The sequence below is a fragment of the Thioalkalivibrio sp. ALE25 genome (assembly GCF_000377285.1).
Lineage (GTDB): Bacteria > Pseudomonadota > Gammaproteobacteria > Ectothiorhodospirales > Ectothiorhodospiraceae > Thioalkalivibrio.
On the sequence record NZ_KB897926.1, the window covers coordinates 179,103 to 203,996 of the forward strand.

Here is a 24,894-nt window from a genome sequence, read left to right on the forward strand (position 1 = left end):
TCGGCTCAGGACATCCGAAGGAAACGGAACGCGCCGTGGCTACCGCCCCCCCAACACCCGCAGGCCAGCACACACCGTCGCGGCGAGCCCCGCAGCCCGGGGAACTCGCGTGGTTCCGCGATGCCGTGCCCTATATCGCGGCCCACCGCGGACGCACCATGGTGATCGCGCTGGCGGGCGAGGCGGCCCTGGCGCCGGAGTTTCCGGCGCTGATGCGCGACATCGCCAAGCTCAATGCCCTCGGCATCCGGGTGGTGCTGGTCTATGGCGCGCGCCCGCAGATCGAGGCCCGCATGACCGAGCGCGGGCTGACCCCGGCCTATGCCAATGGCCTGCGCGTGACCGACGCCCCGGCGCTGGAGGCCGTGCTGGATGCGGTCGGCCGACTGCGCCTGCAGATCGAGGGGCTGCTGTCCCGCAGCCTGGGCCAGCCGGGTACCGGCAACGCGCGGCTGCGTGTGGCCAGCGGCAACTTCGTCACCGCCCGCCCGCTGGGCGTGCGCGACGGGGTGGACTTCCATTACACCGGCGAGGTCCGCGGGGTGGACACCAACGCGCTCGCGGCCTTGCTGGAGCGCGAGCAGGTCGCCCTGGTGTCACCGCTGGGCTACTCCCCCACCGGCGAGGTCTTCAATCTCTCCGGGGAAGACGTCGCCACCCAGGTGGCGATCGCGCTGAATGCCGACAAGCTGATCTTCCTGACCGAGGCCGGCGTGCTGCGTGACCCGGAACACGGCGTGCTCGACCAGCTCACCGTACCGGCCGCGCAGGAGTTGCTGGAGACCAGCCCCGACCTGCCGGAGGAACTGGCGAACCATTTGAGGAGCGCAATCGATGCCTGCCACCAGCGCGCGATGCGGGTGCACCTGGTGGATCGGCACGACGACGGCGGGCTGCTGACCGAACTCTTTACCCGTCAGGGGATCGGGACCCTGGTTTCGCGCGAGCCGCTGGAACGCCTGCGCCCGGCGACGCTCGACGACGTGGGTGGCATCCACGCGCTGCTGGAACCGCTGGAGGCCGAAGGCATCCTGGTGCATCGCGCGCGTGAACACCTGGAGCTGGAGATCGACCGCTTTCAGGTGCTGGAGGCGGACGGCCTGATCATTGGCACGGCCGCGCTGTATCCGTTCGAGGCGGATGCGGCGGAGATCGCCTGCCTGGCCCTTCACGGCGACTACCGCGGCAGCGGCCGCGGCGACCGACTACTGCAGGCGATGGAACAGCTGGCGCGGGAGCAGGGGATCCGGCGGGTGTTCGTGCTGACTACACGCACCGCGCAGTGGTTCCAGGAGCGTGGCTACACCCCGGGCAAGGTGGATGACCTTCCCGCGAGCCGCCAGACCCGGTACAACCAGGCACGCAACTCGCGGGTCTTCACCCGCAACCTGACCGAAGCATAGCCAGAGACTACTGCGCGTAGCGGGCCTCGTCGCGCTCGTGGGCCTCCTGGGCGGCAACGCTCAGGGTGGCGATGGGCCGCGCCTCCAGTCGGGCAATCCCGATCGGCTCGCCGGTCTCCTCGCAGTAGCCGTATTCGCCGCGGTCGATGCGCGCCAGCGCCGCGTCGATCTTGTTCAGCAGCTTGCGGTAGCGATCCCGCGTACGCAGCTCCAAGCCGGCATCCGTTTCGTGACTGGCCCGGTCGTTGGGATCGGGCTCCTGCCAGCTCTCGCTGCGCAGGTGCTCCAGAGTCTGTTCCGATTCCTCGATCAGCTCGGCACGCCAGGCCTCGAGCTTGGCGCGAAAGTAGTCCAGCTGACGCGGATTCATGTAGGGTTCGTCCTCGGACGGGCGGTACCCGGAATCCGGGCGGGTCTTGGCATCTTGGCTCATCTCGGGCCCCTCGCCAGGCCCCTTTCCGCCCCATGCGGAAAGGCCCCGGCGCGATACGCGGTACACCCGATCGAGTATAGGGCAATCCCCCCGTCGGGCGGCAAACAGAAAAACCCGCCCCGATGCACATCCCTGGAACCACGGACACCGACACAGCCCGCATGCAGCGCATCCTCCAGATCAGCGACACCCACCTGGGACGGGAGCCAGGCCCGATCCGGGCCGGCTACCCCGACAGCGACCGCCAGCTCGCACGGGTCCTCGAGACACTGTCCCGGAACGAGGATCGCCCGGGCCTGCTCTGGCTGACCGGCGACCTGGCCGAGGATCCGGCGCCGGCCGCCTATGCGCGTCTGCTGCACCTGCTCGACCAGCACGTAAAGGGCTGGCCCGTCGCCGGGCTGGCCGGCAATCACGACGACTGGCACACCCTGCACCGCGCGTTCGACGCGGCCGGGTACCCCCTGGACGGCCATCGCATACTGGGCGGCTGGCTCCTGATCGGCGTCAATTCGGCGGTCGCGGGCCAGGCGGCCGGCCGTATCGAACCCGCCGAGCTGGATCGACTGGATCAGGTGCTGACCACCCATCCGGACCACTGGGGCCTGATCGCGATTCATCACCCGGTCGTCCCGATTGGCAGCGCATGGATGGACCGGATCGGCCTGTCGAATCCGGACGACCTGTTCGCGGTGCTGGATCGCCACCCGCGTGTGCGGGCCTGCCTGTTCGGCCACATCCACCAGGACTTCCGCGGCAAACGCCAGGGCATCGAGCTGCTCGGCTGCCCCTCCACCTGTATCCAGTTCGCCCCCGGATCCGAACGCTTCGCGCTGGATACCGAGGCCGCCGGCTATCGGGTGCTGGACCTGCACCCGGACGGGCGGATCGACACCCGCATCCAGCGCGTGAGCGAGGAGGCTCGCACATGATCCCGGATGACGCCCGCAGCCATCAGCTCCAGGCCTGGCTCGCGCGCCAGCCAGGCGATTTCACGGACCTTGCCCTGTTGCGTGCGGATGCCAGTTTCCGCCGTTATTTCCGCCTGCACCGCGATGGCGAGCCGGTGGTGCTGATGGACGCCCCGCCGGAGCGCGAGGCCACCGAACCGTTCGTGCAGATCGCGGGGCTGCTGGAGTCGCTGGGTCTGCGCCCGCCGCGCGTGCTGACGCACGACCCGGCAGCCGGATTCGTCCTGCTCGAGGATCTGGGTGACCGGACCTTTACCCGGGCACTGGCCGAGGGGTCCACAGAAGGCCCGCTGTACGACCGCGCCATCGACACCCTGCTCCAGCTCCACAGCGCCTGGCCGTCCAGGGCCGCGACGGCCCCGGCCCTGCCCGCCTACGACATGCCGCGTCTGCTCGACGAGGCTGCCCTGTTTGCCGACTGGTACTGGCCGGAACAACACGGTACCGCGATGGAACCGACGCAGCGCGACATGTTCCTGGAAGCCTGGCGCGAGACCCTCGAAGGTCTCCCCGCCCTCGACGACACGCTGGTGCTGCGCGACTTCCACGTCGACAACCTGATGCTGCCCCCCGGCGAGGACCGGGCCTGCGCCGTGCTGGATTTTCAGGACGCAGTCATCGGCAGCCCGGCCTACGATGTCGTCTCGCTGCTGGAGGATGCCCGCCGCGAGGTGTCCCCGGACACCGTGGCGCAGGGCCTGGAGCGCTACCTCGCGGCTGCATCCTGGGACCGCGCGGCATTCATGCACCACTACCGGGTCCTCGGCGTCCAGCGCACCACCAAGATCCTCGGGATCTTCGTGCGCCTCGCGCGGCGCGATGCCAAGCCCCGCTACCTGGAGCACCTGCCCCGCCTGCACCGCTTGCTGGCGCAGGGGCTGATGCATCCGGAGGTGGAGCCGGTCGCTGCCTGGTTCCGTACCGACATGCCCGAACGCTTGCAGGACAACTAGACCATGGGGACACACGGATCCATGCGCGCGATGATCCTGGCCGCCGGCCGCGGCGAACGCATGCGCCCGCTGACCGACCACTGCCCGAAACCCCTGCTGCCAGTCGGCGGGCGCCCACTGATCACCTACACCCTGGACCGCCTGGCGGCCGCGGGCTACCGCGAGGTGGTGATCAACCTGGCGCACCTGGGCGAGCAGATCCGCACGACGCTGGGCGCGCAGCACGCCGGTCTGGCGATCCACTACTCACCAGAGCCCGAGGGGGCCCTGGAGACCGCGGGCGGCATCCGCAAGGCGCTGCCGCTGCTGGGCGACGCGCCGTTCCTGGTCGTCAACGGCGATGTCTGGTGCGACCATCCGCTGACCCCGCCGGAGACCCTGCGCCGGTCCACCAACCGGCCCCTCGCGCACCTTGTGCTGGTGGACAACCCGGAGCATCACCCGCGGGGCGACTTCACCCTGAAGGACGCACAGATCGGACTCGACGACGGCGAGGCCCTGACCTTCAGCGGCATCGGCTGGTACGACCCGGCCCTTTTCCGCGATCTGCCGCCCGGCCGCCATGCGCTCGGCCCCCTGATGCGCCCGGCCATCGCCGCCGGCCGCATCACCGGGGAGCACCACACCGGAGACTGGCGCGACATCGGTACCCCGGAGCGCCTGGCGGCACTGGACGCCGAGCTGGGGAAACGCTGAGCGCCCGCCGTCACGAAGTGAACGGCACCCGCGCCATCGCCCCGATCAGGGCTTGATGTAGGTATACCCGGCGCGCTGCAACCGGGTCAGTTCCACGATGCCGCTGGGCACCACATCCTGCTCCGCCACCTCGTGCAGATCCTCGCGCTCCAGCCCGCGCGAGGCCATCGTGTTGCCGCACACCAGAAAACGGACATCCTGCAGTTTCAGGGTATTCACCGTACTGCGCAGATCCGGATCGCTGCGCGCGTGCTGCAGCAGGGTGATGCCACTGCCATGCATCAGCACCTTGATCTCCAGCGGTGAGCCATCAGGGCTGCCATCAATGTGATTCTGCAGATTACGCAGGGCATTCAGGTGGAGCTCCGGGTCATCGGAATTGATGTGATAAACCACCCGGAGCGGCTCGTCGGCGGCCGGGGCGTCGGCGACCGTGCCAAACAACAATGCCGTCGCGCCGCCCGCGATCAGCATCAACAGAAACGCCCCGGCCAGAAACCAGCCGGGGCGTCTTGTGCGGTTCGCGGGCGACATGCGGGGTGCCGGCAAGGCCGGATCAGACCTTGATGTAGATCCAGCCCTCGGCCTGACGGCGGGCCGCCTCGGCGACGCCAGAATCGATCAGCTCGGCCTGCGGCAGGATGTCGACCGTCTTGCCCTCCTCGCGCGCCAGGCGGTTCAGGGTCTGGGCACAGGCGGTGAAGCGCAGCGTGGGGTAATCCTGCGCCATGCTGGCAACCCGCTCCGGATACGGGGCGCTGTCGGTACGCAGCAGGTCCATCGCATTGTTGTGCACCACGACCTGCACGTTCAGATCGCGCCCGACGGCGGCCGCCTCGCGGTACATGCTCTCGATGTCATCCAGGAGCTCCGCCATCGCGCGGCGATCGGCTTCATTGATATGCAGCAGGATCTGGTCGGTCTCGGTGGCGGAAAACACCTGCTGTGGCGCCGCCGCGCCGCCCGCGACGTCATCGCTGGCGGCCATCTGCGCCATGGCCCCGGCGTCCTGATCGATCGCGGCCGACGGCTCGCCGCCGAAGAAACCGGCATCCCGGGTGATCTCGTAGCCGCCCAGCGAACCCACGACCAGCGCGAGCACCCCGGCGGCGACCGAAGGGAACCAGGCCGAACGACCGCCGCGCGACAACCGGCAGCGCCCGCCGGGGGCCCCGGTGCGACCAGCCGGCACATCCTCGTACGCCATGTTCACCAGCTCCTTGAGCTGGTGCATGTCGCAGACTTCGCGGCTCAGGTGCTCGCTGGAGGCAATCGTCTTCAGGGTGTAGAGACGATCCTCGGGCGAAAACTCGCCATCCACGAAGGCGTTGAGGATCTCCTCGCTGGGGCGGTTCCTTGCACTCAGTCGTTCATTCGACATGCCGATTCCTCACTACCTTGAGATAGGGTGTATCGGCCGCTTTCCCCGTGTCGGCCTGCTGCTCCAGCAGCACCTTCTTCAACTGTGCCCGAGCCCGGCTCAGGCGACTCATCACGGTGCCGATGGGTACATCCAGCACCTCCGAGACCTCGGAGTAGGCAAAGCCTTCGAGGTCCACCAGCGCGACCACCTGCCGGTGATCGGTGCTCAGTTCGGCCATCGCCCGGTGAACGTCCGCCACCATGCGGTTGCGTTCGGTCTGCTGCTCCGGGCAGTCCTCGCAGGGCAGCTCCATGCTGTCCACGTCCACCGTGTCCTTCTGCCGCCGTCCCCAGTCGCGGTAGCAGTTGGTCATGATCCGGAACACCCACGCCTTCAGGGCGCTCTCGTCCTGCAGCGACTTCAGCCGGGTCAGGGCCTTCATCATCGCCTCCTGCACCAGATCATCCGCCAGCGCGGCATCGTGACACCACGCAAAGGCCATGCGGTACATCTGGGGCCGCAGGTCGCATACCTTCTGGCGCAGCCTACGCTGCGCGAACCAGGTTGCCATGTTGTGTTTCCTCCATCCGCAGGCCGTACATGCGGCCTTGCTTGTTCTTGTACCCTGTAGGACGCTACCGGGCGCGGGGCTATTCCGATACTCCGGCCTTGCGACCGCACAAATCGCGCACCCCCGATTCCGTCGATCAGGATACCCAATGCCATTCGATCCGCAACAACTGGAGCGCGCGTTCGCGTTCGACCCCGACACCGTGCAGGACCTGCGCGAGCGCTGGTCACGGCTGATCACCGACGCGGTCTGGGGCGAACTCAAGACCGGCACCATCGGGGCCGTCCCGCGCCTGCGCAAGCGCCTGCTGGAGCTGGGCGAGAACCTGCGCTCCATGCTGTCGGACCGCGCCTGGATCCCGCACGAACGCGAACGCGTGAAGGGCGCGATGGCCGCCAGCCTCAACCTGCGCGACAGCCTGCAGCAGACCGACCGCGCCGCCAAGCTGCTGAACGGTGGTGCCGATTTCGAGACCTTCGAGGCCGACTACCTCGCCTTCCGCAAGCACCTGCTGGCCTTCATCGAGCACCACGAACAGATCTGGGGCGACCTCCTGGAGAGCCTCTACGACGAGGCCCCGGACACCGACGGCCGGGACGAGGACTAGTGGGCCGGGAAATCCGCGAGGAGCACTTCGGCGCGGCGGATTTCGACCGTTTTCACCAGGCTCTGGCCGACGAGACGGCCCGGCTGCTGGACTGGCTGCGCACACAGGCGGCCGCCGACCCCGCGCCGCCGCGACTCGGCTTCGAGATCGAGGCCTGGCTGTGCGACGCACAAGGGCGCCCGCTGCCGGTCAACGAGGCCTTTCTCGCGGCGATGGCCAGCCCGCTGGCCACCCGGGAGCTGGCCCAGTTCAATGTCGAACTGAACAGTAGCGTCTTCCGCGCCGGCCCCGGCTGCTTCGGCGCGATCCTCGAGGAGCTGCGCGAGACCCTGCGCCAGGCGCGGCGAGCCGCCCGTCATGCCGGAGCCGACCTGCTGATGGCCGGGAGCCTGCCGACCCTGGAGCCAGCCGATCTCGGGCTCCACCACATGTCCCGGCAGGCCCGCTACCGGGCGCTGAACAGCGCCATCCTGGAACAGCGCGCCCAGCGCCCGCTGGAGGTGGATATCGTCGGCCACGAACACCTGCGGCACGGCCACGCGGATGTGATGCTGGAGGCCGCGGCGACCTCCTTCCAGGTGCATATCGAGACCCGGCCCGATCGCGCCCATCGGGCCTACAACGCCTCGCTGGTGGCGGCCGCTCCGGTCCTCGCCACCGCCGGGAACACGCCCTACATCTTCGGCCACGACCTGTGGGCCGAGAGCCGCATCCCGCTGTTCGAGCAGTCCGTGGAGGTAGGCGGATTCGCCAACTCGGCACGCGGCCCGATCCGGCGCGTGACCTTCGGCACCGGCTATCTGCATGACTCGATCGGCGAGCTGTTCACCGAGAACCTGGAGCACTTTCCGGTCCTGTTACCGGTGGCACTGGACGAACCGGCCGACCAGCTGGCTCACCTCGCCTTCCACAACGGGACCATCTGGCGCTGGAACCGCCCCATCGTCGGCTGCGACGCCGATGGCCACCGCAGTCTGCGCCTGGAGTTCCGCTGCCTGCCCGCAGGCCCCTCACTGATCGACATGCTGGCCAACACGGCCTTCGCCCTGGGCCTGATCGAGCACCTGGTCGCCGAATCGCCGGACGGCACGCTGGAGACCCCGTTTTCCGAGGCCCGCGACAACTTCTACAATGCAGCCCGGCACGGACTGGACGCTCGCCTGCGCTGGGGCCACCGCGAACCGGCCCCGGCGCCCCGCCTGATCACCCGCGACCTGCTGCCCCGAGCAGCCGAAGGCCTGGAGCGCCTGGGCATCGAGCGCAGCGAACGCGACGCCCTGCTCGGGATCATCGCCGCGCGCGTGGCCAGCCGCCAGACCGGCGCACGCTGGCAGCGGGACTGGGTCGCACGCCACGGGCGCGACTGGCCCGGGCTGGTTCGCGCCTATCGTGGCTGGCAGAACACCGGCGCGCCGGTCCACACCTGGGGACTCTGAGGAAACCCGTGACGCAATCCATCATCGAACACTTCGAACTACCCGACGGCTTCCTCGAGGCCACGCCCGAGACGTTGCACCAGTGCGTGCCCGGCCCGGCCCTGATCCACCTGGAAGGCCAGCGCGAACCCGCGGTGGCCGTGGTCCTGTTGCTGCACGGCAACGAACCGGTGGGCCTGCATGCGGTACAGCAGCTCCTGCGTCATTACACCGGGCGGCCGCTGCCACGCGCCCTGACGCTGATCGTGGGCAACCCGCAGGCGGCGGCCGTCAATCAGCGCCACCTGGACGACCAGCCGGACTTCAATCGCATCTGGCCGGGCACCGAACAGGCCGGTTCGCGCGAGGCCGATGTCTTTGCCGAGCTCTGCCGCCGCCTGGAGGGACGCGGCCTGTTCGCCGCGATCGACCTGCACAACAACACCGGGCGCAACCCCCATTACGCCTGCATCAATCGCCTGGAGTCCCCGTTTCTGAACCTGGCCGCGCTGTTCGGGCGCACCGTGGTCTACTTCACCCGGCCGCGCGGGGTTGCCTCCATGGCCCTGGCACGCATCGCGCCGGCCGTCACTCTGGAGTGCGGCCACCCCGGTGACGCCGCCGGCGTGGACCACGCCCGGGAGATGATCGACGCGGTGCTGCACCTGGACCACTTCGTGCCCGAGCCGCCACGCGAGGGCGCCATCGAGCTCTTCCACACCGTCGCGCAGGTCCGGGTGCGCCCCGGCTTGCAGGCCGGGCTGGAGGCACAGCACGACGTGCGCCTGGAACCCGATCTCGACGGCCTGAACTTCCAGCTGCTGCCCGCCGGTTCCCGTCTGGTACAGGTGCACGAAGATGCCGACGAGCCGCTGGTCGCGATCGCCGAGGACGGCTCCGAGGTCACCGGGGATTATCTGGAGCGCGCCGGCCAGGAGATCCGGCTCAAGCGCCCGGCCATGCCGTCCATGCTCACACTGGACACCCGGGTCATCGCCCAGGACTGCCTGTGCTACCTGATGGAGCCGCTGTCCCTTCCCTGACGCGCCCCAGCGGCTGCCGTTGCGGCGGCCGCCACCCTACTTCTTGCTGCTGGCGCGGCGCTTCGACGCCGCCGTAGCCGCCTTGCCGCCGTCGTTCAGGCTGATGATCTGCGTCTTGCTCGTGCGGTGACGGTAGATCTCGCGCAGGTAACGGATCGCCTGCTTGACGTTCTCGCGGCTCAGACGGATGTCGTTGATCGAGACAAAGCTCTTCTCGTTGCTGCACATCTCGCGGTATTTCTTCTCGTACATCGGCTTGATCGCGTACCAGTTGGTATCGAGGATGCGCGTGGGGTTCTCGTGTTCGTTCAGCATCTCGTCGATGCGCGCCTCGTCGAACTCCTCGGCCCGGATGAGATCCAGCACCGCATGGTCCAGGGTGTCGTCGAAGCGCGTCTTGTCGTTGGCAAAGCAGCGCTTGATGTAGGCGACGAACAGGGTCAGGAAGTCGTCCGACAGGCACGGGCTCTTCACCACCAGGGTGGTCAGCGACAGATTGGCCGAGGCGCCAATAACCAGGGCGTAGCGCTTGAGTGTGGTATTCGGGAACAGGCCGTTCAGGTGGGACTTCAGGCGATTCAGGTCCATGTAGGACAGCTTGTAGTCCTTCGGCAGGGACAGAATCGTGACAATGGACGAGCAGTTCTTGAAGAAATGCAGATCGCGCAGGTGCGTCGCGTCCATGTCCGATTCCTTGTACCCCTTCAGTGCCTCGCGGTAGCGCGGGGCGTCGATCGGCAGCAGGCTGATCCCTTCGATGGCCTCGGTCTGCTTGTTGAAGTGGGGCAGGTCGATCGAGCGGAAGAACAAGTCGTCGATATCCAGCGCAGAGCTCTTGGAGGAAGCCTCCTCGCCAGTAGTCACCTCCGATTCCGCGTAGGCGACCGCAACCGGACCGGCCAGACTCATGAACAGGTCGTTGGCATCCAGGCGAATGGTTTCGCCGATATCCACCCCGGCACGCCGGAAGTAGTCCTCGTCGTAGTCGGTGGTCACCGCCTGCGCGGTCAGGATGTTGAAGATCTGCTGGGAGATGTACTGGTTGGCGTAACGCTCCATCGCGTTCACGTCGACGTGGCGGATGTTGCCGTCGTCGGTCTCCTCCGCGTAGCGCATGATGTCGTTGGATATCAGCATCATCGCGTTCCACGGCCGGATGCGATGCATCATGTCCTCGTCACGCGTCTCTTCGGCCTCGAAGTTGTAGGAGAAGTCCCATTCCTCCGCCAGGTACTTGCACAGCAGACGCCCCGCGTTGATGTGCAGCGCCTCGGACATCTCGACGCGGTTGTCCTGGATGTTCGGCAGGATGCAGATCCCCGCCGCGAAGATCGGCTCGAACACGAAGGAATGGTCGCGATTCGCGGCCTCGCGCTTCTCCAGCTTGGGATCGAAGGTCTTGCGCATATAGGAGTACTGCTGCGCGAGGCCGAATTCGGAGGCCATCCCGGAGCCGGTGCCGCCGCCGGCACTGAAGATATAGAAGTACAGTCGTGACTGATTCGCCTTGATACCGCAGGAATCGATCAGATAGGAATGGATGAACTTCCAGTCCTCGTTGGCGAACTGGTCGGTGTCCTTGTTCAGAATGATGCGCGCAAGGTACTGGCCCAGGATGGGGGCATTGCCCGCGCCACCCGCGTGCACCTCGGACAGGTCCATGATCTTCATCTTGTTGTAGTTGTCGATGAAGTTGTTCTGCCCCGCCCGGTTGGAGAAGCGGATGCGGCCCTCGATGTCCTTGTCGAGGTCGCCCAGCATCACCATCGGCTCGATCAGGAAGACGGGCTTCACCGCGTTGGCTGGCGGCAGATTCAGGCTCTTGCGAATCCAGCGCAGCGGACGGCCTTCCTTCTCGCGCCCACCGGCCTCCTCGTTATCCAGTTCGCGCAGATAGTTGGAGCGCGCACTGTGCACCAGCGCCGCCACGTCCAGCGCGATGTTCGAACCGCAGCGGCCAACGCCAATAAGACACACCGACGGGAAGAACTGCTGCTTTTGTTCCTCGGTCGGGCTGCCCTTGGTCAGGCGCGGGAAGACCGAATTGCGCAGGTGGTCCAGATTCTCGAGGATCCGGTCCAGATCGCGTTCGGTGAAGTAGTGGGGCTCGCCGCCGCGCTCGACCTGACCCTCCAGAACATTCGACCGCGCCGCGTTGCGCGGCTGGGTCGCCCGGGCCGCCCGCGATGGATTGCGGATCGAGGTCTCGGTATCGGCAGTCCGGGGCGACTCCGGCTCGGTCTGCACTGCGTGGTCCATGTTCTCGTTGGTGTCTTCTGTCGGCATGGTCAACGACTCCTGCAGTCCGAGCGGCCGGAATAGGCCCCAAAAATGTGATGCAATTCCGTTTGTGCCCCGCACTAAAGCACGCAGGGGGGCATGTTTCAACCACGAGGAGACACAAAGATGCGAAGGACGCCGTTCGCGGCATCCAGTCGGTCAGGATGACGTGATCATGCGAGCGCCGGCCGGGCGACCGGCGGAAAGACGGAGGCGGTCAGGCGTCGCGTTCGACGCGCTCGAGGACCTGGGCGACGTGATCACCCTTGCGGTAGTTGGGGAGGTCGCGCTGCATGTCGGCCAGCGCCTTCTCGCGCGCCTGTTCGCTGTCGTACCAGCGATAGGATTCCCAGTCCGGCCCCAGCAGGTGCGGCATGGCCATGGTGCTGCCTTCCGGCAGGCGGATGCGGATTCCGTAGCGTTTCATGGATTCGTCCGAGGTTGCTCCCTTGAGGGGCCGCCCGCGCGCAGGCACGCGACCCGGCGCGCAGTCTATCCGAGCCCCTGCATACCGGCAATACAACACCGCCCCACCCGGGGCCCCAAACAAAACAGGGGCTGTCATGTCGCTGACAGCCCCTGTCCGGGATTCGATGGTGGCTACGCCCTGATTCGAACAGGGGACCCCATCATTATGAGTGATGTGCTCTAACCAGCTGAGCTACGTAGCCACGCGGGCTGCGAATTCTCCGGAGGCCGGCGCATAAAGTCAAGCCAGCGCGGCGCCGGGCAGCGTTCAGATCTGCAGGCGCTCGACCACGCGTCCGTTCTTGAGGTGTTCTTCCAGGATCTCGTCGATGTCGCGCTCGTCCTGGTAGGTGTACCAGACGCCCTCCGGGTAGACCACCGCGACCGGACCCTCGTTGCAGCGATCCAGGCAACCGGCGGTGTTCACGCGCACCTGGCCCTTGCCGTGGATGCCCATGGCCTTGGCCTGGGTCTTGGCGTAGGCGCGCATCTCGGTCGCCCCGTGGTCCTCGCAGCAGTTGCCGTCCTCGCGGCAATTGGTGCAGAAGAAGATATGGCGCTGGTAGTAGCCCATGGAAGTCTCCAGTGATCCCTGCGGCTTATGATAACCCTGCCGCCCGCAACACGACGGATGGCAACGTTCGCGTCGGTGCCTTCAGCGCGCCGACGCTTCAGCGAAAGCGATAAACCAGACTGACGTCCGTGATGGTGTCGGTATTTTCCACGCCGGGCTCGACGTCGGTGTTGTGCTTGACGGTAAAGCTGGTGCGCAGGGACATCCGACTGGTGACATCCGCGGTCAGGGCGAGGATGTTCTCGATCTCGGTGTTGTCGCTGCCGGTCAGGATCAGCAACTCGTCGGTGAGACGGGCGTTCTCGCTGATCTCCCAGCGGAAGTTGCCGGCCAGGCGGCCGACCGGCTCGCTCTCGGTCTCGCCGGTGGTGCGGATGCGCACCTGGCGCATACCGGCACCGATCTCGCCGTCCAGCCGCACGCGTTCGCCGTCGATCAGGCGACGACCGTAACCGGCCGTGGCCGAGCCCTGGTAGTCGTAGTTGCTGAAGCGATCCCGCTCGTAGCGCAGCGCCCCGAACAGATAGTCGTGTTCGCCCAGCTTGCGGTCCGCCTGGTAGCCGGCGACGTAACGCTCGCCGGTGGTCTCGTCATCCTCCTCGTGGAAGTAGGCATCCAGCCGGATGCGATTCCGCCAGTCGATGGTGGTGTGCTCGGCGCGGAAGCGGCCCGTGGCCGTGGTGGATTCGGTGTTCCCCGTGGTCTTGGAAGCCCCCAGCTCGATGGTCGACTGCCAGCCTTCGGCCTCCCAGGCCAGGCCCTGCGAGACTGGTATGCTCAGCAGGATGAGCGAGGCAAACGCGGACCCGACGGGCCGAAACGAACGCACGAGCATGGGAAACCTCCCGGAATCAAATGAAGGCGAAACCCTAGCAAAGCCGCTGGGGGCATCGGACCAGCCCCTGAGATTCTCGGGGCTTTCCGCCGCCGACCAGTGCGTACACTGCGGGCTGTGCCTGCCGCACTGCCCGACCTATGGCTGGCACGGCGTCGAGGGCGACTCTCCGCGTGGACGACTGACCCTGATGCAGGGTCTGGCGCAAGGCCGGCTTGCGCCCGAATCCGAGCGCCTGCGCGGGCACCTCGAGGGGTGCCTGGGCTGTCGTTCCTGCGAGGCAGTGTGCCCGGCACGGGTGCCCTTCGGGGCGCTGATCGATCGCGCCCGCGAGATCCTCGACGAGCACCCGGCCACCCCGTCGCGGGCGGACCGCTGGCGGCACAGCGTCCAGCATCGGGCGCTGCTGCATCCAACCCTGCGCAGCCTTGGGGGACTGGTCGCGCGGACCGGTGCACGCCTGGGGGCGGAGCGCCTGCTCCCGCGCGGCGGCTGGGAACGCAGCCTCGCCCATACTCGGGACTCCCTGGCCCCCGCCCCCCGGCTGCGCCCAACCGCGACGCCGGACGACGCCGACGTCCTGCTGTTCACCGGCTGTATGGACCGCTTCTTTACCGGGCCCGACCTGGACGCGGCGCTGCACGTCCTCGAGGCCCTCGGTCTGCGCGTGGCGATCCCGCAGCGGCAGGTCTGCTGCGGCGCGCTGGATCAGCACACCGGCCATCGCGCGGCCGCGCAGGCCCTGCAGACACGAAACCTCGAGGCCTTTGGCGACGGGGATCAGCCAGTCATCGCCCTCGACAGTGGCTGCGAGGCCACGCTGCGCGAACACCCCGAAGGCACCCTGGGCCGGCGCAGCCTGAGCCTCACGCGCTTCCTGGCGCAGCACCTGGAAGCGGGCACCACCGCGGACCTCTGGGATGACACCCCCGTCCGGATCGCGCTGCATCTGCCCTGCACCCAGCGCAACGTCACCCGCGAGGCGCGCGAACTGCCCGCTTTGCTGGAGCGCCTGCCCGGGGTCTCCCTGACGCCTGTGGCCGGCGCACCGAATTGCTGCGGCGCGGGTGGCACTGCGATGCTGACCCAGCCGGCCATGGCGGACGGCCTGGGCACCGAGACGCTGCAGGCGCTCTGCGATGGCGCGCCGGACGTGATCATCAGTCCGAATGTCGGGTGCAGCGTGCACCTGCGCGCCCTGGCCGGCGACCGGGCGGATATGCCGGCCATCCTGTCGCCCGCGCGATTCCTGGCGCGGCGCCTGAAAAACCCTGCTCACGGCCCGGCTGGGCGCTGATCCCCGGCCCTGCTTGCGGTACTCTTGGGGGGTACGCCTTGATGCCCCAACCGGACCGGAACCATGCGCCGACTCTCCCCGCTGGATCACCTGATCAACCAGGCCGATGCCTTCGTCAAGGTCATCTCCGGCCAGGCCCGTTCCACCGGCCGTCCGTCGCCGGGCGGGGACGATATCGGCCCGCATCTGGAGGATCATGAGCGCGACCTGTCCACCCGTCTGATGCGCGTGAACCACGCCGGGGAAGTCGCGGCGCAGGGGCTTTACCAGGGCCAGATGCTGACCGCCCGCACCCCCGCGATCCGCGACCACCTGGACCAGGCTTCGCGCGAGGAGGGCGACCACCTGCACTGGTGCGCGCGCCGGGTGCACGACCTGGGCGGACGCACCAGCCTGCTGGGGCCGTTCTGGTATGTCGGCTCGTTCGGGATGGGTGCCCTGGCCGGCCTGACCGGCGACGCCTACAGCCTGGGCTTTATCGACGAGACCGAGCGCCAGGTGGAACGCCACCTGGACCGCCACCTGGAGCGGCTGCCGGCCCAGGACGAGGTCTCGGCGCGCATCCTGGCGCAGATGAAGCAGGACGAGGTGGAACACGGCGCGCATGCCATGGCGCTGGGCGGCAAGGCGCCACCGTGGCCGGTGCGCAATCTGCTGATGCCCCTGACCTCCAGCGTGATGACGCGCACCGCCTACTGGATCTGACCCACCAGGCGAGAGGACGGGCGTCAGGTGCCGCGCGCAACGCACGGCGCCTGCCGTCTCAGCTCGGGCGGCTCATGTTCTTGCCGTAGAAGATCTCCATCATCTCGTGCTTGAGCAGCTTGGAGATGCGCTTGGCCTCCTTGGCCGAGTAGTCGTCCTTGCCCAGCCCGAACAGGTAGCTGTCCAGGTCAAAGTCCTTCAGCACCATCTTGGTGTGGAACAGGTACTCCTGGTACACGTTCACATCCACCATCTGGTACTTCTCCTTGGTGTCACGCGAGAGGAAGTCCTGGATGGAATTGATCTTGTGATCGATGAAGTGCTTCTTGCCGCGCACGTCGCGGGTGAAGCCGCGCACGCGGTAGTCCATGATCACGATGTCCGATTCGAAGCTGTGGATCAGGTAGTTCAGGGCGCGCAGCGGCGAGATGCGCCCACAGGTGGACACATCGATATCGGCACGGAAGGTTGCAATCCCGCCCTCCGGGTGCGCCTCCGGATAGGTATGCACGGTGATGTGGCTCTTGTCGAGGTGACCGACCACCGTCTCCGGCAGCGGGCCGGGGCCCTCGGTGTAGCCGATCTTCTCGGTGGCCACCGGCTCCTCCGAGATCAGCATGGTCACCGACGCGCCCTGCGGATCGTAGTCCTGGCGCGAGATATCGAGGATATTGGCCCCGATCAGATGGGCCACATCGGAGAGGATCTGCGTCAGCCGCTGGGCGTTGTACGCCTCGTCGATGTACGCGATGTATTCGTCGCGATGCCGGTCACCCGAGGCATAGCAGATATCGTAGATGTTGAAGCTCAGGCTCTTGGTCAGGTTGTTGAAACCGTGGAGCTTGATCTGCTTCTTGTGACGAGGCATGGCGTGTCCTCTTGCCCGGGCCGCAGCGAGCGGCGAATTGTAGACGCCTCGGCCTCCGAGTCCAAGGAAAGAACCCGGGTTCCCGTTCAGCGCGGGGCCGGCCCCTCGACGATCTCGAAGTCGTGGGTCACCTTCGCCGAGGCCCCCAGCATCAGCGAAGCCGAGCAGTACTTCTCGGCCGAGAGCCCGACCGCGCGCCCCACCTGCTTCTCCGACAGGTCATGGCCGTACACCCGAAAATGCACGTGGATATCGGTAAAGACCTTGGGCACGGTCTCCGCCCGGGTGCCTGCGACCGTCACCTCGCAGTCCAGCACCTGCTGGCGCGCCTTCTTCAGCATCGCAATCACGTCGAAGCTGGTACAACCGCCCATCCCCAGCAGCAGCATCTCCATCGGCCGCGCCCCCAGGTTGCGGCCGCCCGCGTCCGGCGCGCCGTCCATCACCACCGCATGACCGCTGTCGGTCTCGCCGACAAAGGCCACCTGGTCCAGCCATTTCACTTTCACCTGCATCGCGCTCGTCCTTTAAAGAGGTGCCGATCAATGAACCAGTGCTCCCTTCCTGCTGTTGGATGAAGGGATCCATGCCTATACTTCAGAGGGACTCTACTCAGGGCGGACCTGCTGCACAAAATCAGTGGCCTGTCGGCGGATTTTGTGAACGGTTCCAGCCACCCCGGCGTGCGGGGGCCAGATGCTGCATTACACTGGCGCACATCCACAGGAAGCTGCTATCGGACGTGACCATGGAAGCCTTGAACAACCCGTTCGTCTACCGCCCGGCCCAGCCGTCGCCCGCGCTGGAGCGTTTTCTCGGCTACTGCCACCGCCGCCAGTACCGCAAGCGCACCACCATCATCCATTCGGGCACGGTTCCCGACACGCTGTACTACGTCGTCAGCGGGTCGGTCTCGGTACTGGGCGAGAACAACGGGCACGAGCTGGTGCTGGCCTATCTGAACAAGGGCGAGTTCTTCGGTGAGCTGGGCATGTTCGAGGACGACCCGCGCAGCGCGACCGTCACCACCCGCGAGGACACCGAGACCGCGGAGATCCCCTACACCCAGTTCCGCGAGATCGTCCAGCGCGACCCCGAGATCCTGATGCTGCTGACCAGCCAGATCGCCACCCGCCTGCGTCAGACCTCGCGCAAGGTGATGGACCTCGCGTTCGTCGACGTCACCGGCCGTATCGCCCACACCCTGCTGGATCTCGCCCGCCAGCCCGACGCGATGACCCACCCGGACGGCATGCAGCTGCGCATCACCCGCCAGGAGATCGCGCGCATCGTCGGCTGCTCGCGCGAGATGGCCGGTCGCGTGCTGAAGGATCTGGAAGAGCGCGGCCTGATCACCGCGCACGGCAAGACCATCGTGGTGTTCGGCACGCGCTGACGCCGTGCCGCCGCCCCGGGCCCTGCGGCCGGAAAGGGCGTAGTACCTGGCCACCGCCTCCAGCCTGAAGGCACGACGCCCCGCTGGAGGCGGTTACGATTCGCCGCGGAACAACTGCCCCAGGGCCTTGCCCGGATCCTCGGTCCGCATAAAGGCCTCGCCCACCAGGAAGGCATGGATCCCGGCGGCCTGCATGCGCGCGACGTCCTCGCGGGTGTGGATGCCGCTCTCGGTTACCAGCAGCGCGCCCTCGGGCGCCTGATCCTTCAGCTCCAGCGTGGTTTCCAGCCGGGTCTCGAAGCTGTGCAGGTCGCGGTTGTTGATGCCGATCAGGTCCGCGCCAATCTTCTTCGCCCGTTCCAGCTCCTCGGCGTCGTGGACCTCCACCAGGGCGTCCATGCCCAGCTCGCGGGTCAGGAAGTACAGCTCGTGCAGGGCCGTATCGTCCAGCGCCGCGGCGATCAGCAGCACGCAGTCCGCCCCCAGCACCCGCGCCTCGTAGACCTGATAGAGGTCGATCACGAAGTCCTTGCGCAGGATCGGCAGCTTGCAGGCCACGCGCGCATCGCGCAGGTCGCCATCGCGCCCCTTGAAGAAGTCCACGTCGGTCAGCACCGACAGGCAGGTGGCCCCGTGTTCCTCGTAGCTGCGGGCGAAGGCCTCCGGGTTGAAGTTGGGGCTGATCTGGCCCTGACTCGGGCTGGCCTTCTTGATCTCCGCGATCACCGCGGCGCGGCCGGCGTCGATGTCGCGCTGCAATGCCGCGCGGAACCCCCGCGGCGCAGGCGCCGAGCCCATCCAGCCGCGCAGCTCGCGCAGCGGCCAGAACGCCTCGCGCTCCTTCAGCTCCTCGCGCTTGCGCTCCAGGATGCGCTGCAGGATATCGGGTACTGCGTTGGCTTCGGTCATTGTGCTTCCTTGTTTGCCAGTCGTGCGCTGGTCGCCTGCAGGCGCTCCAGCCGTTCGCGGGCCGCGCCGGAGTCGATGGCCCGGGCGGCGGCCTCGACGCCCGCGGCCAGCGTGTCCGCGCCACCGCCGGCGTAGATCGCCGCCCCGGCGTTCAGCAGCACGATGTCACGCGCCGCGCCCACCTGACCGTCCAGCACGCCGCGCAGCATGTCGGCCGAGGCCTCCACGCTGTCGACGCGCACGGCATCCAGTGCGGTGGTCGCCAGCCCGAAGTCCTCCGGACGGATGGTGTATTCCCGGATCTCGCCGTCCCTGAGCTCGGCCACCCGGGTGGGCGACGCGATGCTGATCTCGTCCAGGCCGTCCTCGGCATGCACCACCAGCACATGCTCGCTGCCCAGGCCCTTCAGGGCCTCGGCCAGCGGCCGCACCCAGGCATCCGAGAACACGCCGAGCACCTGGTTCGGCGCCCCGGCCGGGTTGGTCAGAGGCCCCAGCACATTGAACAGCGTGCGCACGCCGAGTTCCTTGCGCGGCCCGATCGCGTGTTTCATCGCGCCATGATGGGCCGGGGCAAACAGGAAGCCGACGCCGACCTCCTCGATGCAGGACCCGACCGCCTCCGGCGACAGCCCGAGATGGATCCCCAGGTGCTCCAGAACATCGGCGGAGCCGGATTTCGACGACACCGAACGGTTGCCGTGCTTGGCCACCCGCACCCCGCCGGCCGCCGCCACCAGCGCCGAGGCGGTGGAGATGTTGAAGGTGCCGGAGGCGTCGCCGCCGGTCCCGCAGGTATCCACCAGTCCGGTTCGCGGCACATCCACCCGAGTGGCCAGCGAGCGCATCACGCCGGCCGCCGCGCGGATCTCCTCGATCGTCTCGCCCTTCATGCGCAGGGCCACCAGGAACCCCCCGATCTGGGCATCGGTGGCCTCGCCGGTCATCACCGCCTGCATCACCGCGGTCATGGTGGCCGCGTCCAGGTCCTGGCGCTCGATGAGGGCCGCTATCGCTTGTTGCACCGTCACGGGTTGCTCCTGCGGAAAATCGAAGCCGCTAGTTTAACGTCCGCGCCGGGGCGCGACGACCGCGCGCCTCCGGCCCGCTCCACCACAGCAGCGCCGCGGCGGCCCAGATTACCAGCGACCCGCCGATCAGCCACGGCAGGTGGTCGTCCAGTCGGTCCACCAGGAACAGCGCCAGCAGGGCACTGAACCCCAGTTGCAGGAAGGCCTGCATGGCCGAGGCCATGCCACGGGCGCCCGGATAGCAGTCCAGCGCCAGCAGGTTCAGCGACGGAACGGCCGTGGCCAGGGAAAAGCTGTACAGCGCGAACGGGAGCGTCACCGCGACCACCGAACCCTCGGTGAGGATCCCCAGCGCCACCAGCGCCAGCGAGATCCCGGCCAGCCCCACGCCGATACTGATCGCCAGCGGCGGACTCAGCAGACTGGCGGTGCGCCCGGCCACAAAACCGCCCACCACCAGGCCGCCCACCAGCGGCAGAAACAGCCACCAGAAGTCCTGTTCCTGTCCGCCCAGGTGGACATAGATCACCGTTGGCGAGGCGGCGACGAACAGGAACATCGCCCCGAACAGCCCGGCATGTACCAGGGCCGGGCGCAGGAACGGCGGGTTGCGCAGGGTCCCGAGATACCCCCGCAGGATCAGAGCCGGCTTGCCCGAGGCACGGCCGACCGGTGGCAGGGTCTCCGGCAGCCAGGCCCGGATCGCCAGCAACAGGATCACGCCGTACAGGGTCAGGAACAGGAATACCGAGCGCCAGCCGAACCCCGCCTGCAGATAGCCGCCGACAATCGGGGCGGCCGCCGGGCCAATCGCGAACATCATGGTGATCAGCGCCAGGACACGGCGCGCATCGGTGGCCTCGAAGCGATCGCGCACCACTGCACGCCCGACCACAATCCCGGCCGCCGCGGACAGCCCCTGGGCCACCCGCAACCCGATCACCTGCCAGTATTCGACCGCCAGCACCAACAGCAGGGAACTGATCACGTAGCCGACCAGCGCCCACAAAACCACTGGGCGCCGGCCAAAGGTATCCGACAGCGGGCCGGCCACCAGGGTGGCGAGCGCAAAGGCGACCAGGTAGGCCGACAGGGTCGCCTGCATCGCGCCGGAGTCGACCCGCAGGGCCTCCGCCATCGCCGGGAACGAAGGCAGATAGGTATCCAGCGAGAACGGCGCCAGCATCGACAGCGGCGCCACCAGCAACGCGAAGCGCCACCGGGTGCGTCGAGTCTGGGTCACGCCGGCTGGGGCAGGCGACGGAGGAAGTTGTCGAGCAGTTCGTGGCCCTGGCGGGTCAGGATGGATTCCGGGTGGAACTGCACGCCCTCGACGTCCAGTTCGCGGTGGCGCAGGCCCATGATCTCGTCGCGCGCGCCGTCCTCGCGCTGGGTCCAGGCGGTGACCTCCAGGCACTCCGGCAGCGAGGACGACTCGACCACCAGCGAGTGGTAGCGCGTGGCCTCCAGTGGATTCTCGAGCCCGGCGAACACCCCCACCCCGGTGTGATACACCGGCGAGGTCTTGCCGTGCATGATCTCGCGGGCGCGCACCACGCGCCCGCCGAAGACCTGCCCGATCGCCTGGTGCCCGAGACAGACTCCGAGGATCGGGATCGCGCCGGCGAAGCGCCGGATCACCTCCAGCGATACCCCGGCCTCGTTCGGCGTGCAGGGTCCCGGCGAGATCACGATCCCCTCGGGGGCGAGTTCCGCGATCCCGTCCGGGGTGATGCAGTCGTTGCGGTGGACCACCACCTCGGCCCCCAGCTCGCCCAGATACTGGACCAGGTTGAAGGTGAACGAATCGTAGTTGTCGAGCATCAGGATCATGTCGAACGTCCCTGCAGAACGGAGGAAACAGGACCGCTACGCGAATCGATGTTCACGCGCGTGGAGCGGACAGGGCCCAGCATAACCCGGCCCCGGGTCCGCCGGCCCGCAACCGCATGGGCGCTGGCGAAACCCGGCACGCTCATCGCGGCAACAGCAGCGCGGCCAGCAGGGTGCCGTCGGCGGCCTCCAGCCGGTGCCCGCCGGGGCTCGGCAGGGTATGCGCCCGGCCGCGCAGGGCCGGGAGACGATTCATGTCCTGACTGGCCGCATCCACCCACGGGTCGGCCAGGCGCACCACTGACACGTAGCGGATGGGCGGGTGTTCCCGCGTGTTCAGCCACTCGAGGTGGGCCGCATCCGGCGAGGTGCCCTCCGGCCCCCAGAGGCCCTCGCGCCGGTGCATGCCCTCAAGCCCGATAAACGGGGCGTACAACCCCAGGGCCGAGTCGGCCAGCGCATCCGTCACTGAACGCGCCAGGGCGGACCAGCCGCCCCCCGCATGCGGAGCGGAAAACGTCACCAGAGTGGAGATTGCCGGGTGCGGCTGGCGCACCAGCAGCTCGCGCGCCACAACACCGCCACTGGAATGCCCGACCAGCACCAGTTCCTGCCCCGGATGGCGCCGCGCCAGGGCCTCGACGACCTGACCCAGCGCCCGCGCGCGCTCGGGCGGCACTCCGCCCGCCGGCAGGTCCACGGTATAGAACTGGCGCGGGGCCGGGTCGGGAGCACGATCGAACCAGGGGGCCTCCGGCCGAGCCCGGGCCCGGCCGCCATCGGCATACCCGGCGGCGTTCAGGGCCGCGGTGACGCCGGCATGGCGAAAGCCGTCGCCGCGATCCCAGCCACCGGGCACCAGCACCACGATCTGCGCCGCCGCCAGCCCCGGTAGCAGCCATACCAGCAGCGCCAGCAACAAAATGCAAAGGCGGCCGCGCATAGTTGGTCCTCTCAGTCGCGGTGGCGCCGGGGCCCCAGGCCACCCAGGGCGGTCTCGGCCGCGCGCACCACCGCACGTCCCTTGTTCAGGGTCTCCTGCCACTCGCTCTCGGGTACCGAGTCGTGCACCACGCCGGCCCCGGCCTGGATATGCAGCTCGCCGTCGTGCAGCACGGCCGTGCGGATGGCGATCGCGGTGTCCATGTTGCCGGACCAGGAGAGGTAGCCGACCGCGCCGGAGTACGGGCCGCGCTTGACCGGTTCCAGCTCGTCGATGATCTCCAGTGCCCGGATCTTCGGCGCACCGGAGACCGTCCCGGCGGGGAAGGTCGCGCGCAGCACATCCATCGGCGAGTGCCCCGGGGCCAGTCGGCCCTCCACGTTGGAGACGATGTGCATCACGTGCGAATAGCGCTCGATGCTCATGGTGTCGGTCACCTCCACCGAGCCGATCTCGCAGACCCGGCCGACGTCGTTGCGCCCGAGGTCGATCAGCATCAGGTGCTCGGCGCGCTCCTTCGGGTCCGCCAGCAGTTCGGCCTCCAGCGCGCGGTCTTCCTCCTCGGTGCGCCCGCGCGGGCGGGTCCCGGCGATCGGGCGCACGGTCACGCGGTCGTCCTCCAGGCGCACCAGGATCTCCGGCGAGGCCCCGACCACGTGGTGGTCGTCGAGGTCCAGGTAGTACATGTACGGCGAGGGGTTCAGCGCGCGCAGGGCGCGGTACAGGTCCAGCGGCGGCGCGGAGAATGGCACGCTCATGCGCTGCGCCAGCACCACCTGCATCACGTCGCCGTCCATGATGTATTCCTGCGCCCGCGCGACCGCGGTCTGGAAGCCCTCGGCCGACCAGCCCGGCACGTACTCCGGCACCGCATGCGGATGCGGCGGATCCTCCGGGGGCACCAGGGGCTCGCCCAGACGGGTCTCCAGCTCATCCAAACGCGTGGCCGCCACGGCCTGGCCATCGGCCTGGGTCGCATCGGCGTGCACCACCAGGTACAGCCGGCCGGAGAGGTTGTCGTAGACCACGACCTCCTCCGAGACCATCAGCAGGATGTCCGGCAGCCCCAGGGCATCGGGCTTTTCCGGGCCTTCCAGGCGCGGCTCGATCAGGCGCACGGTCTCGAACCCGAAATAGCCGACCAGACCACCGGTGAAGCGCGGCAGGCCCGGCAGTTCGGCCACCTTGAAGCGCGCCTGGTAGGCCTCGACCCAGGCCAGCGGGTCGGTCTCCGTGGTCTGTTCGACCACCTCGCCATCGGTCTCCACCGTGATGTCATGGCCGTGCACCCGCACGCGGGTGCGTGCCGGCAGCCCGATAAAGGAATACCGACCCCAGCGCTCCCCGCCCTGCACCGACTCGAACAGGTAGGAGTACGGCCGGTTGGCCAGCTTCAGGAAGATGGACAGCGGGGTTTCGAGATCCGCCAGGACCTCGCGCACCAGCGGGATGCGGTTATAGCCCTCGCGGGCCAGCTGATCGAACTGTTCGGGGGTCATCACAACGGTTCCTGACAAGGGGGACGGACGGCGCGGCGGATCATTCGCCGTCTCGCCATCGCTCCGTTGTCCGGTCCGTTGCAATCATGGGTCCGTGTTTCCCTAGGCCGCCCGAGCGGGCAGCAGTCCGGGCAGCTCGTCCAGCCGGTCGAGAACCGCGTCCGGGTTCTCGTCGCGGATGTCGTCGCCGTGATTGTAGCCGTAGGTCATGCAGACGATCTGGAAGCCGGCCGCGCGTGCCGCCTTCACGTCGCTCTTCGAGTCCCCGACCATCAGCGCCTCGGAGGGGTCTACACCCAACTCCTTCGCCGCATGCAGCAGCGGCGCCGGGTCCGGTTTCTTCTGCGGCAGGGCGTCGCCGGCGACCACGATCTCGAAGTCGTCGAGGATGCCCTTCTCGCGCAGCAGCGGCACCGTGAAGCGCTCGGCCTTGTTGGTCACGCAGCCCAGGCGGAAGCCCGCGGCCTTCAGCTGGTCCAGCCCCTCGCGCACGCCCGGGTACAGTGGCGACCGCCCGGCGGTGTTCTCCTGGTAGATGCGCATGAAGACGGGCAATGCCCGCTCGAAGGCCTCCGGGTCCGGCTCGCCCTCGAGGTCGTTCACCAACGCCCGCTTGACCAACCGTTCCACCCCGTTGCCGACCCAGTTGCGCACGGCCGGCTCGCCGCGTTCGGGCAGCCCCAGCTCGCGCATCATCGCGTCCACGCTGTAGGCCAGGTCCGGCACGCTGTCGATCAGCGTGCCGTCCAGGTCGATCAGGATCATGCGGGGGCGTTTCAGGGACATCCCGGTCTCCAGTGG

General features: G+C 68.0%; 27 protein-coding genes and 1 tRNA gene. 10 read left to right on the forward strand and 18 right to left on the reverse strand.

Features of this window, described 5'->3' with window-relative positions; all coding sequences use genetic code 11:
* The first annotated feature begins 35 nt into the window (after window positions 1–35).
* A complete protein-coding gene (argA, locus tag C996_RS0102560; protein ID WP_081623662.1) occupies window positions 36–1,403 on the forward strand; it encodes an amino-acid N-acetyltransferase in 1,368 nt (455 codons plus the stop codon).
* 7 nt (window positions 1,404–1,410) lie between these two features.
* Here argA and dksA read toward each other — a convergent pair whose 3' ends face one another.
* Complete coding sequence (gene dksA / locus C996_RS0102565) at window positions 1,411–1,836, reverse strand: RNA polymerase-binding protein DksA (RefSeq protein ID WP_018865906.1); 426 nt, start codon at window positions 1,834–1,836, stop codon at window positions 1,411–1,413.
* A 161-nt stretch (window positions 1,837–1,997) separates the two neighbouring features.
* On the opposite strand from dksA, the gene C996_RS0102570 reads away from it, so the two are divergent.
* The 3 genes from C996_RS0102570 to murU are packed head-to-tail and all read left to right on the forward strand — an operon-like array spanning window position 1,998 to window position 4,456.
* Window positions 1,998–2,768: a phosphodiesterase gene (locus C996_RS0102570; protein ID WP_018865907.1), complete on the forward strand. Its 771-nt coding sequence runs from the start codon at window positions 1,998–2,000 to the stop codon at window positions 2,766–2,768.
* Window positions 2,765–3,760, forward strand: a complete 996-nt coding sequence (locus C996_RS0102575; RefSeq protein ID WP_018865908.1) for an aminoglycoside phosphotransferase family protein — start codon at window positions 2,765–2,767, stop codon at window positions 3,758–3,760. Before C996_RS0102570 ends, C996_RS0102575 begins: the two co-directional genes overlap by 4 nt.
* A 21-nt stretch (window positions 3,761–3,781) precedes the next feature.
* Window positions 3,782–4,456, forward strand: a complete 675-nt coding sequence (gene murU / locus C996_RS0102580) for an N-acetylmuramate alpha-1-phosphate uridylyltransferase MurU (RefSeq protein ID WP_018865909.1) — start codon at window positions 3,782–3,784, stop codon at window positions 4,454–4,456.
* Window positions 4,457–4,501: 45 nt separating this feature from the next.
* Here murU and C996_RS0102585 read toward each other — a convergent pair whose 3' ends face one another.
* The 3 genes from C996_RS0102585 to C996_RS0102595 are packed head-to-tail and all read right to left on the reverse strand — an operon-like array spanning window position 4,502 to window position 6,390.
* Window positions 4,502–4,990 carry a DsrE family protein gene (locus C996_RS0102585; protein WP_018865910.1) on the reverse strand — a complete coding sequence of 163 codons (489 nt, stop codon included), beginning with the start codon at window positions 4,988–4,990 and terminating at the stop codon, window positions 4,502–4,504.
* A 22-nt stretch (window positions 4,991–5,012) separates the two neighbouring features.
* Window positions 5,013–5,837, reverse strand: a complete 825-nt coding sequence (locus C996_RS0102590) for a hypothetical protein (RefSeq protein WP_018865911.1) — start codon at window positions 5,835–5,837, stop codon at window positions 5,013–5,015.
* Window positions 5,827–6,390 (reverse strand): RNA polymerase sigma factor, encoded by a 564-nt coding sequence (locus C996_RS0102595; RefSeq protein WP_017942834.1) that lies wholly within the window; start codon window positions 6,388–6,390, stop codon window positions 5,827–5,829. Before C996_RS0102595 ends, C996_RS0102590 begins: the two co-directional genes overlap by 11 nt.
* A gap of 148 nt (window positions 6,391–6,538) precedes the next feature.
* On the opposite strand from C996_RS0102595, the gene C996_RS0102600 reads away from it, so the two are divergent.
* Genes C996_RS0102600 through C996_RS0102610 form a run of 3 tightly spaced genes read left to right on the forward strand, consistent with a single transcriptional unit; the run spans window position 6,539 to window position 9,455 of the window.
* Window positions 6,539–6,997: a hypothetical protein gene (locus C996_RS0102600; RefSeq protein WP_018865912.1), complete on the forward strand. Its 459-nt coding sequence runs from the start codon at window positions 6,539–6,541 to the stop codon at window positions 6,995–6,997.
* The gene (locus C996_RS0102605; protein ID WP_018865913.1) at window positions 6,997–8,433 is read left to right on the forward strand and encodes a glutamate-cysteine ligase family protein; all 1,437 of its coding nucleotides are present in this window, start codon (window positions 6,997–6,999) and stop codon (window positions 8,431–8,433) included. Before C996_RS0102600 ends, C996_RS0102605 begins: the two co-directional genes overlap by 1 nt.
* An 8-nt stretch (window positions 8,434–8,441) precedes the next feature.
* Window positions 8,442–9,455 carry a M14 family metallopeptidase gene (locus C996_RS0102610; protein ID WP_018865914.1) on the forward strand — a complete coding sequence of 338 codons (1,014 nt, stop codon included), beginning with the start codon at window positions 8,442–8,444 and terminating at the stop codon, window positions 9,453–9,455.
* A gap of 36 nt (window positions 9,456–9,491) precedes the next feature.
* On the opposite strand, the gene C996_RS0102615 is transcribed toward C996_RS0102610, so the two are convergent.
* From C996_RS0102615 to C996_RS0102635, 5 genes are all read right to left on the reverse strand, one after another.
* Window positions 9,492–11,741 carry a hypothetical protein gene (locus C996_RS0102615; RefSeq protein ID WP_018865915.1) on the reverse strand — a complete coding sequence of 750 codons (2,250 nt, stop codon included), beginning with the start codon at window positions 11,739–11,741 and terminating at the stop codon, window positions 9,492–9,494.
* 211 nt (window positions 11,742–11,952) lie between these two features.
* Window positions 11,953–12,162: a hypothetical protein gene (locus C996_RS0102620; protein WP_018865916.1), complete on the reverse strand. Its 210-nt coding sequence runs from the start codon at window positions 12,160–12,162 to the stop codon at window positions 11,953–11,955.
* Between the two features lie 167 nt (window positions 12,163–12,329).
* A tRNA-Met gene (locus C996_RS0102625) sits at window positions 12,330–12,406 on the reverse strand.
* A 65-nt stretch (window positions 12,407–12,471) separates the two neighbouring features.
* On the reverse strand, window positions 12,472–12,777 hold the full coding sequence (locus C996_RS0102630; protein WP_018865917.1) for a ferredoxin: 306 nt from the start codon (window positions 12,775–12,777) through the stop codon (window positions 12,472–12,474).
* A 97-nt stretch (window positions 12,778–12,874) separates the two neighbouring features.
* Window positions 12,875–13,612, reverse strand: a complete 738-nt coding sequence (locus tag C996_RS0102635) for a YdiY family protein (RefSeq protein ID WP_018865918.1) — start codon at window positions 13,610–13,612, stop codon at window positions 12,875–12,877.
* On the opposite strand from C996_RS0102635, the gene C996_RS0102640 reads away from it, so the two are divergent.
* Both C996_RS0102640 and coq7 read left to right on the forward strand, forming a co-directional pair.
* Entirely contained in the window at window positions 13,611–14,909 is a 1,299-nt protein-coding gene (locus C996_RS0102640; RefSeq protein WP_081623663.1) for a (Fe-S)-binding protein, read from the forward strand. The two genes, C996_RS0102635 and C996_RS0102640, sit on opposite strands and share 2 nt — an antisense overlap.
* A gap of 63 nt (window positions 14,910–14,972) precedes the next feature.
* Complete coding sequence (coq7, locus tag C996_RS0102645; RefSeq protein ID WP_018865920.1) at window positions 14,973–15,614, forward strand: 2-polyprenyl-3-methyl-6-methoxy-1,4-benzoquinone monooxygenase; 642 nt, start codon at window positions 14,973–14,975, stop codon at window positions 15,612–15,614.
* Window positions 15,615–15,672: 58 nt separating this feature from the next.
* Here coq7 and speD read toward each other — a convergent pair whose 3' ends face one another.
* Together speD and C996_RS0102655 are read right to left on the reverse strand one after the other, a co-directional pair.
* A complete protein-coding gene (gene speD, locus C996_RS0102650) occupies window positions 15,673–16,482 on the reverse strand; it encodes an adenosylmethionine decarboxylase (RefSeq protein ID WP_017942843.1) in 810 nt (269 codons plus the stop codon).
* 86 nt (window positions 16,483–16,568) lie between these two features.
* Window positions 16,569–16,997, reverse strand: coding sequence for an OsmC family protein (locus C996_RS0102655; protein ID WP_018865921.1), 429 nt, complete (start codon window positions 16,995–16,997; stop codon window positions 16,569–16,571).
* Window positions 16,998–17,230: 233 nt separating this feature from the next.
* Between C996_RS0102655 and crp the strand changes: the two genes are divergently transcribed.
* A complete protein-coding gene (gene crp, locus C996_RS0102660; RefSeq protein ID WP_018865922.1) occupies window positions 17,231–17,878 on the forward strand; it encodes a cAMP-activated global transcriptional regulator CRP in 648 nt (215 codons plus the stop codon).
* Between the two features lie 93 nt (window positions 17,879–17,971).
* Here the strand turns inward: crp and trpC are convergent, their stop codons facing one another.
* The 7 genes from trpC to C996_RS0102695 form a co-directional block, all read right to left on the reverse strand.
* Window positions 17,972–18,787, reverse strand: a complete 816-nt coding sequence (gene trpC, locus C996_RS0102665) for an indole-3-glycerol phosphate synthase TrpC (RefSeq protein WP_018865923.1) — start codon at window positions 18,785–18,787, stop codon at window positions 17,972–17,974.
* The gene (gene trpD, locus C996_RS0102670) at window positions 18,784–19,818 is read right to left on the reverse strand and encodes an anthranilate phosphoribosyltransferase (RefSeq protein ID WP_018865924.1); all 1,035 of its coding nucleotides are present in this window, start codon (window positions 19,816–19,818) and stop codon (window positions 18,784–18,786) included. The genes trpC and trpD overlap by 4 nt, the downstream gene beginning before the upstream one ends.
* A gap of 28 nt (window positions 19,819–19,846) precedes the next feature.
* Window positions 19,847–21,025 (reverse strand): multidrug effflux MFS transporter, encoded by a 1,179-nt coding sequence (locus C996_RS0102675; protein ID WP_018865925.1) that lies wholly within the window; start codon window positions 21,023–21,025, stop codon window positions 19,847–19,849.
* Between the two features lie 32 nt (window positions 21,026–21,057).
* Window positions 21,058–21,651: an aminodeoxychorismate/anthranilate synthase component II gene (locus C996_RS0102680; protein ID WP_018865926.1), complete on the reverse strand. Its 594-nt coding sequence runs from the start codon at window positions 21,649–21,651 to the stop codon at window positions 21,058–21,060.
* A gap of 142 nt (window positions 21,652–21,793) precedes the next feature.
* Window positions 21,794–22,594: a triacylglycerol lipase gene (locus C996_RS0102685; protein WP_026279171.1), complete on the reverse strand. Its 801-nt coding sequence runs from the start codon at window positions 22,592–22,594 to the stop codon at window positions 21,794–21,796.
* An 11-nt stretch (window positions 22,595–22,605) separates the two neighbouring features.
* Window positions 22,606–24,093 (reverse strand): anthranilate synthase component I, encoded by a 1,488-nt coding sequence (gene trpE, locus C996_RS0102690; RefSeq protein WP_018865928.1) that lies wholly within the window; start codon window positions 24,091–24,093, stop codon window positions 22,606–22,608.
* A gap of 102 nt (window positions 24,094–24,195) precedes the next feature.
* Window positions 24,196–24,879 carry a phosphoglycolate phosphatase gene (locus C996_RS0102695; RefSeq protein WP_018865929.1) on the reverse strand — a complete coding sequence of 228 codons (684 nt, stop codon included), beginning with the start codon at window positions 24,877–24,879 and terminating at the stop codon, window positions 24,196–24,198.
* Between the last annotated feature and the right edge of the window lie 15 nt (window positions 24,880–24,894).

Bases quoted from the DNA above. Each gene is read 5' to 3' on its own strand.
- trpE (WP_018865928.1), bottom strand. From the start codon at position 24,093: ATGACCCCCGAACAGTTCGATCAGCTGGCCCGCGAGGGCTATAACCGC.
- C996_RS0102595 (WP_017942834.1), bottom strand. From the start codon at position 6,390: ATGGCAACCTGGTTCGCGCAGCGTAGGCTGCGCCAGAAGGTATGCGAC.
- dksA (WP_018865906.1), bottom strand. From the start codon at position 1,836: ATGAGCCAAGATGCCAAGACCCGCCCGGATTCCGGGTACCGCCCGTCC.
- C996_RS0102615 (WP_018865915.1), bottom strand. From the start codon at position 11,741: ATGCCGACAGAAGACACCAACGAGAACATGGACCACGCAGTGCAGACC.
- C996_RS0102600 (WP_018865912.1), top strand. From the start codon at position 6,539: ATGCCATTCGATCCGCAACAACTGGAGCGCGCGTTCGCGTTCGACCCC.
- C996_RS0102640 (WP_081623663.1), top strand. From the start codon at position 13,611: ATGGGAAACCTCCCGGAATCAAATGAAGGCGAAACCCTAGCAAAGCCG.
- C996_RS0102570 (WP_018865907.1), top strand. From the start codon at position 1,998: ATGCAGCGCATCCTCCAGATCAGCGACACCCACCTGGGACGGGAGCCA.
- C996_RS0102585 (WP_018865910.1), bottom strand. From the start codon at position 4,990: ATGTCGCCCGCGAACCGCACAAGACGCCCCGGCTGGTTTCTGGCCGGG.
- C996_RS0102635 (WP_018865918.1), bottom strand. From the start codon at position 13,612: ATGCTCGTGCGTTCGTTTCGGCCCGTCGGGTCCGCGTTTGCCTCGCTC.
- C996_RS0102590 (WP_018865911.1), bottom strand. From the start codon at position 5,837: ATGTCGAATGAACGACTGAGTGCAAGGAACCGCCCCAGCGAGGAGATC.
- C996_RS0102575 (WP_018865908.1), top strand. From the start codon at position 2,765: ATGATCCCGGATGACGCCCGCAGCCATCAGCTCCAGGCCTGGCTCGCG.
- crp (WP_018865922.1), top strand. From the start codon at position 17,231: ATGGAAGCCTTGAACAACCCGTTCGTCTACCGCCCGGCCCAGCCGTCG.
- trpC (WP_018865923.1), bottom strand. From the start codon at position 18,787: ATGACCGAAGCCAACGCAGTACCCGATATCCTGCAGCGCATCCTGGAG.
- murU (WP_018865909.1), top strand. From the start codon at position 3,782: ATGCGCGCGATGATCCTGGCCGCCGGCCGCGGCGAACGCATGCGCCCG.
- speD (WP_017942843.1), bottom strand. From the start codon at position 16,482: ATGCCTCGTCACAAGAAGCAGATCAAGCTCCACGGTTTCAACAACCTG.
- C996_RS0102685 (WP_026279171.1), bottom strand. From the start codon at position 22,594: ATGCGCGGCCGCCTTTGCATTTTGTTGCTGGCGCTGCTGGTATGGCTG.
- coq7 (WP_018865920.1), top strand. From the start codon at position 14,973: ATGCGCCGACTCTCCCCGCTGGATCACCTGATCAACCAGGCCGATGCC.
- C996_RS0102630 (WP_018865917.1), bottom strand. From the start codon at position 12,777: ATGGGCTACTACCAGCGCCATATCTTCTTCTGCACCAATTGCCGCGAG.
- C996_RS0102620 (WP_018865916.1), bottom strand. From the start codon at position 12,162: ATGAAACGCTACGGAATCCGCATCCGCCTGCCGGAAGGCAGCACCATG.
- C996_RS0102680 (WP_018865926.1), bottom strand. From the start codon at position 21,651: ATGATCCTGATGCTCGACAACTACGATTCGTTCACCTTCAACCTGGTC.
- C996_RS0102655 (WP_018865921.1), bottom strand. From the start codon at position 16,997: ATGCAGGTGAAAGTGAAATGGCTGGACCAGGTGGCCTTTGTCGGCGAG.
- C996_RS0102695 (WP_018865929.1), bottom strand. From the start codon at position 24,879: ATGTCCCTGAAACGCCCCCGCATGATCCTGATCGACCTGGACGGCACG.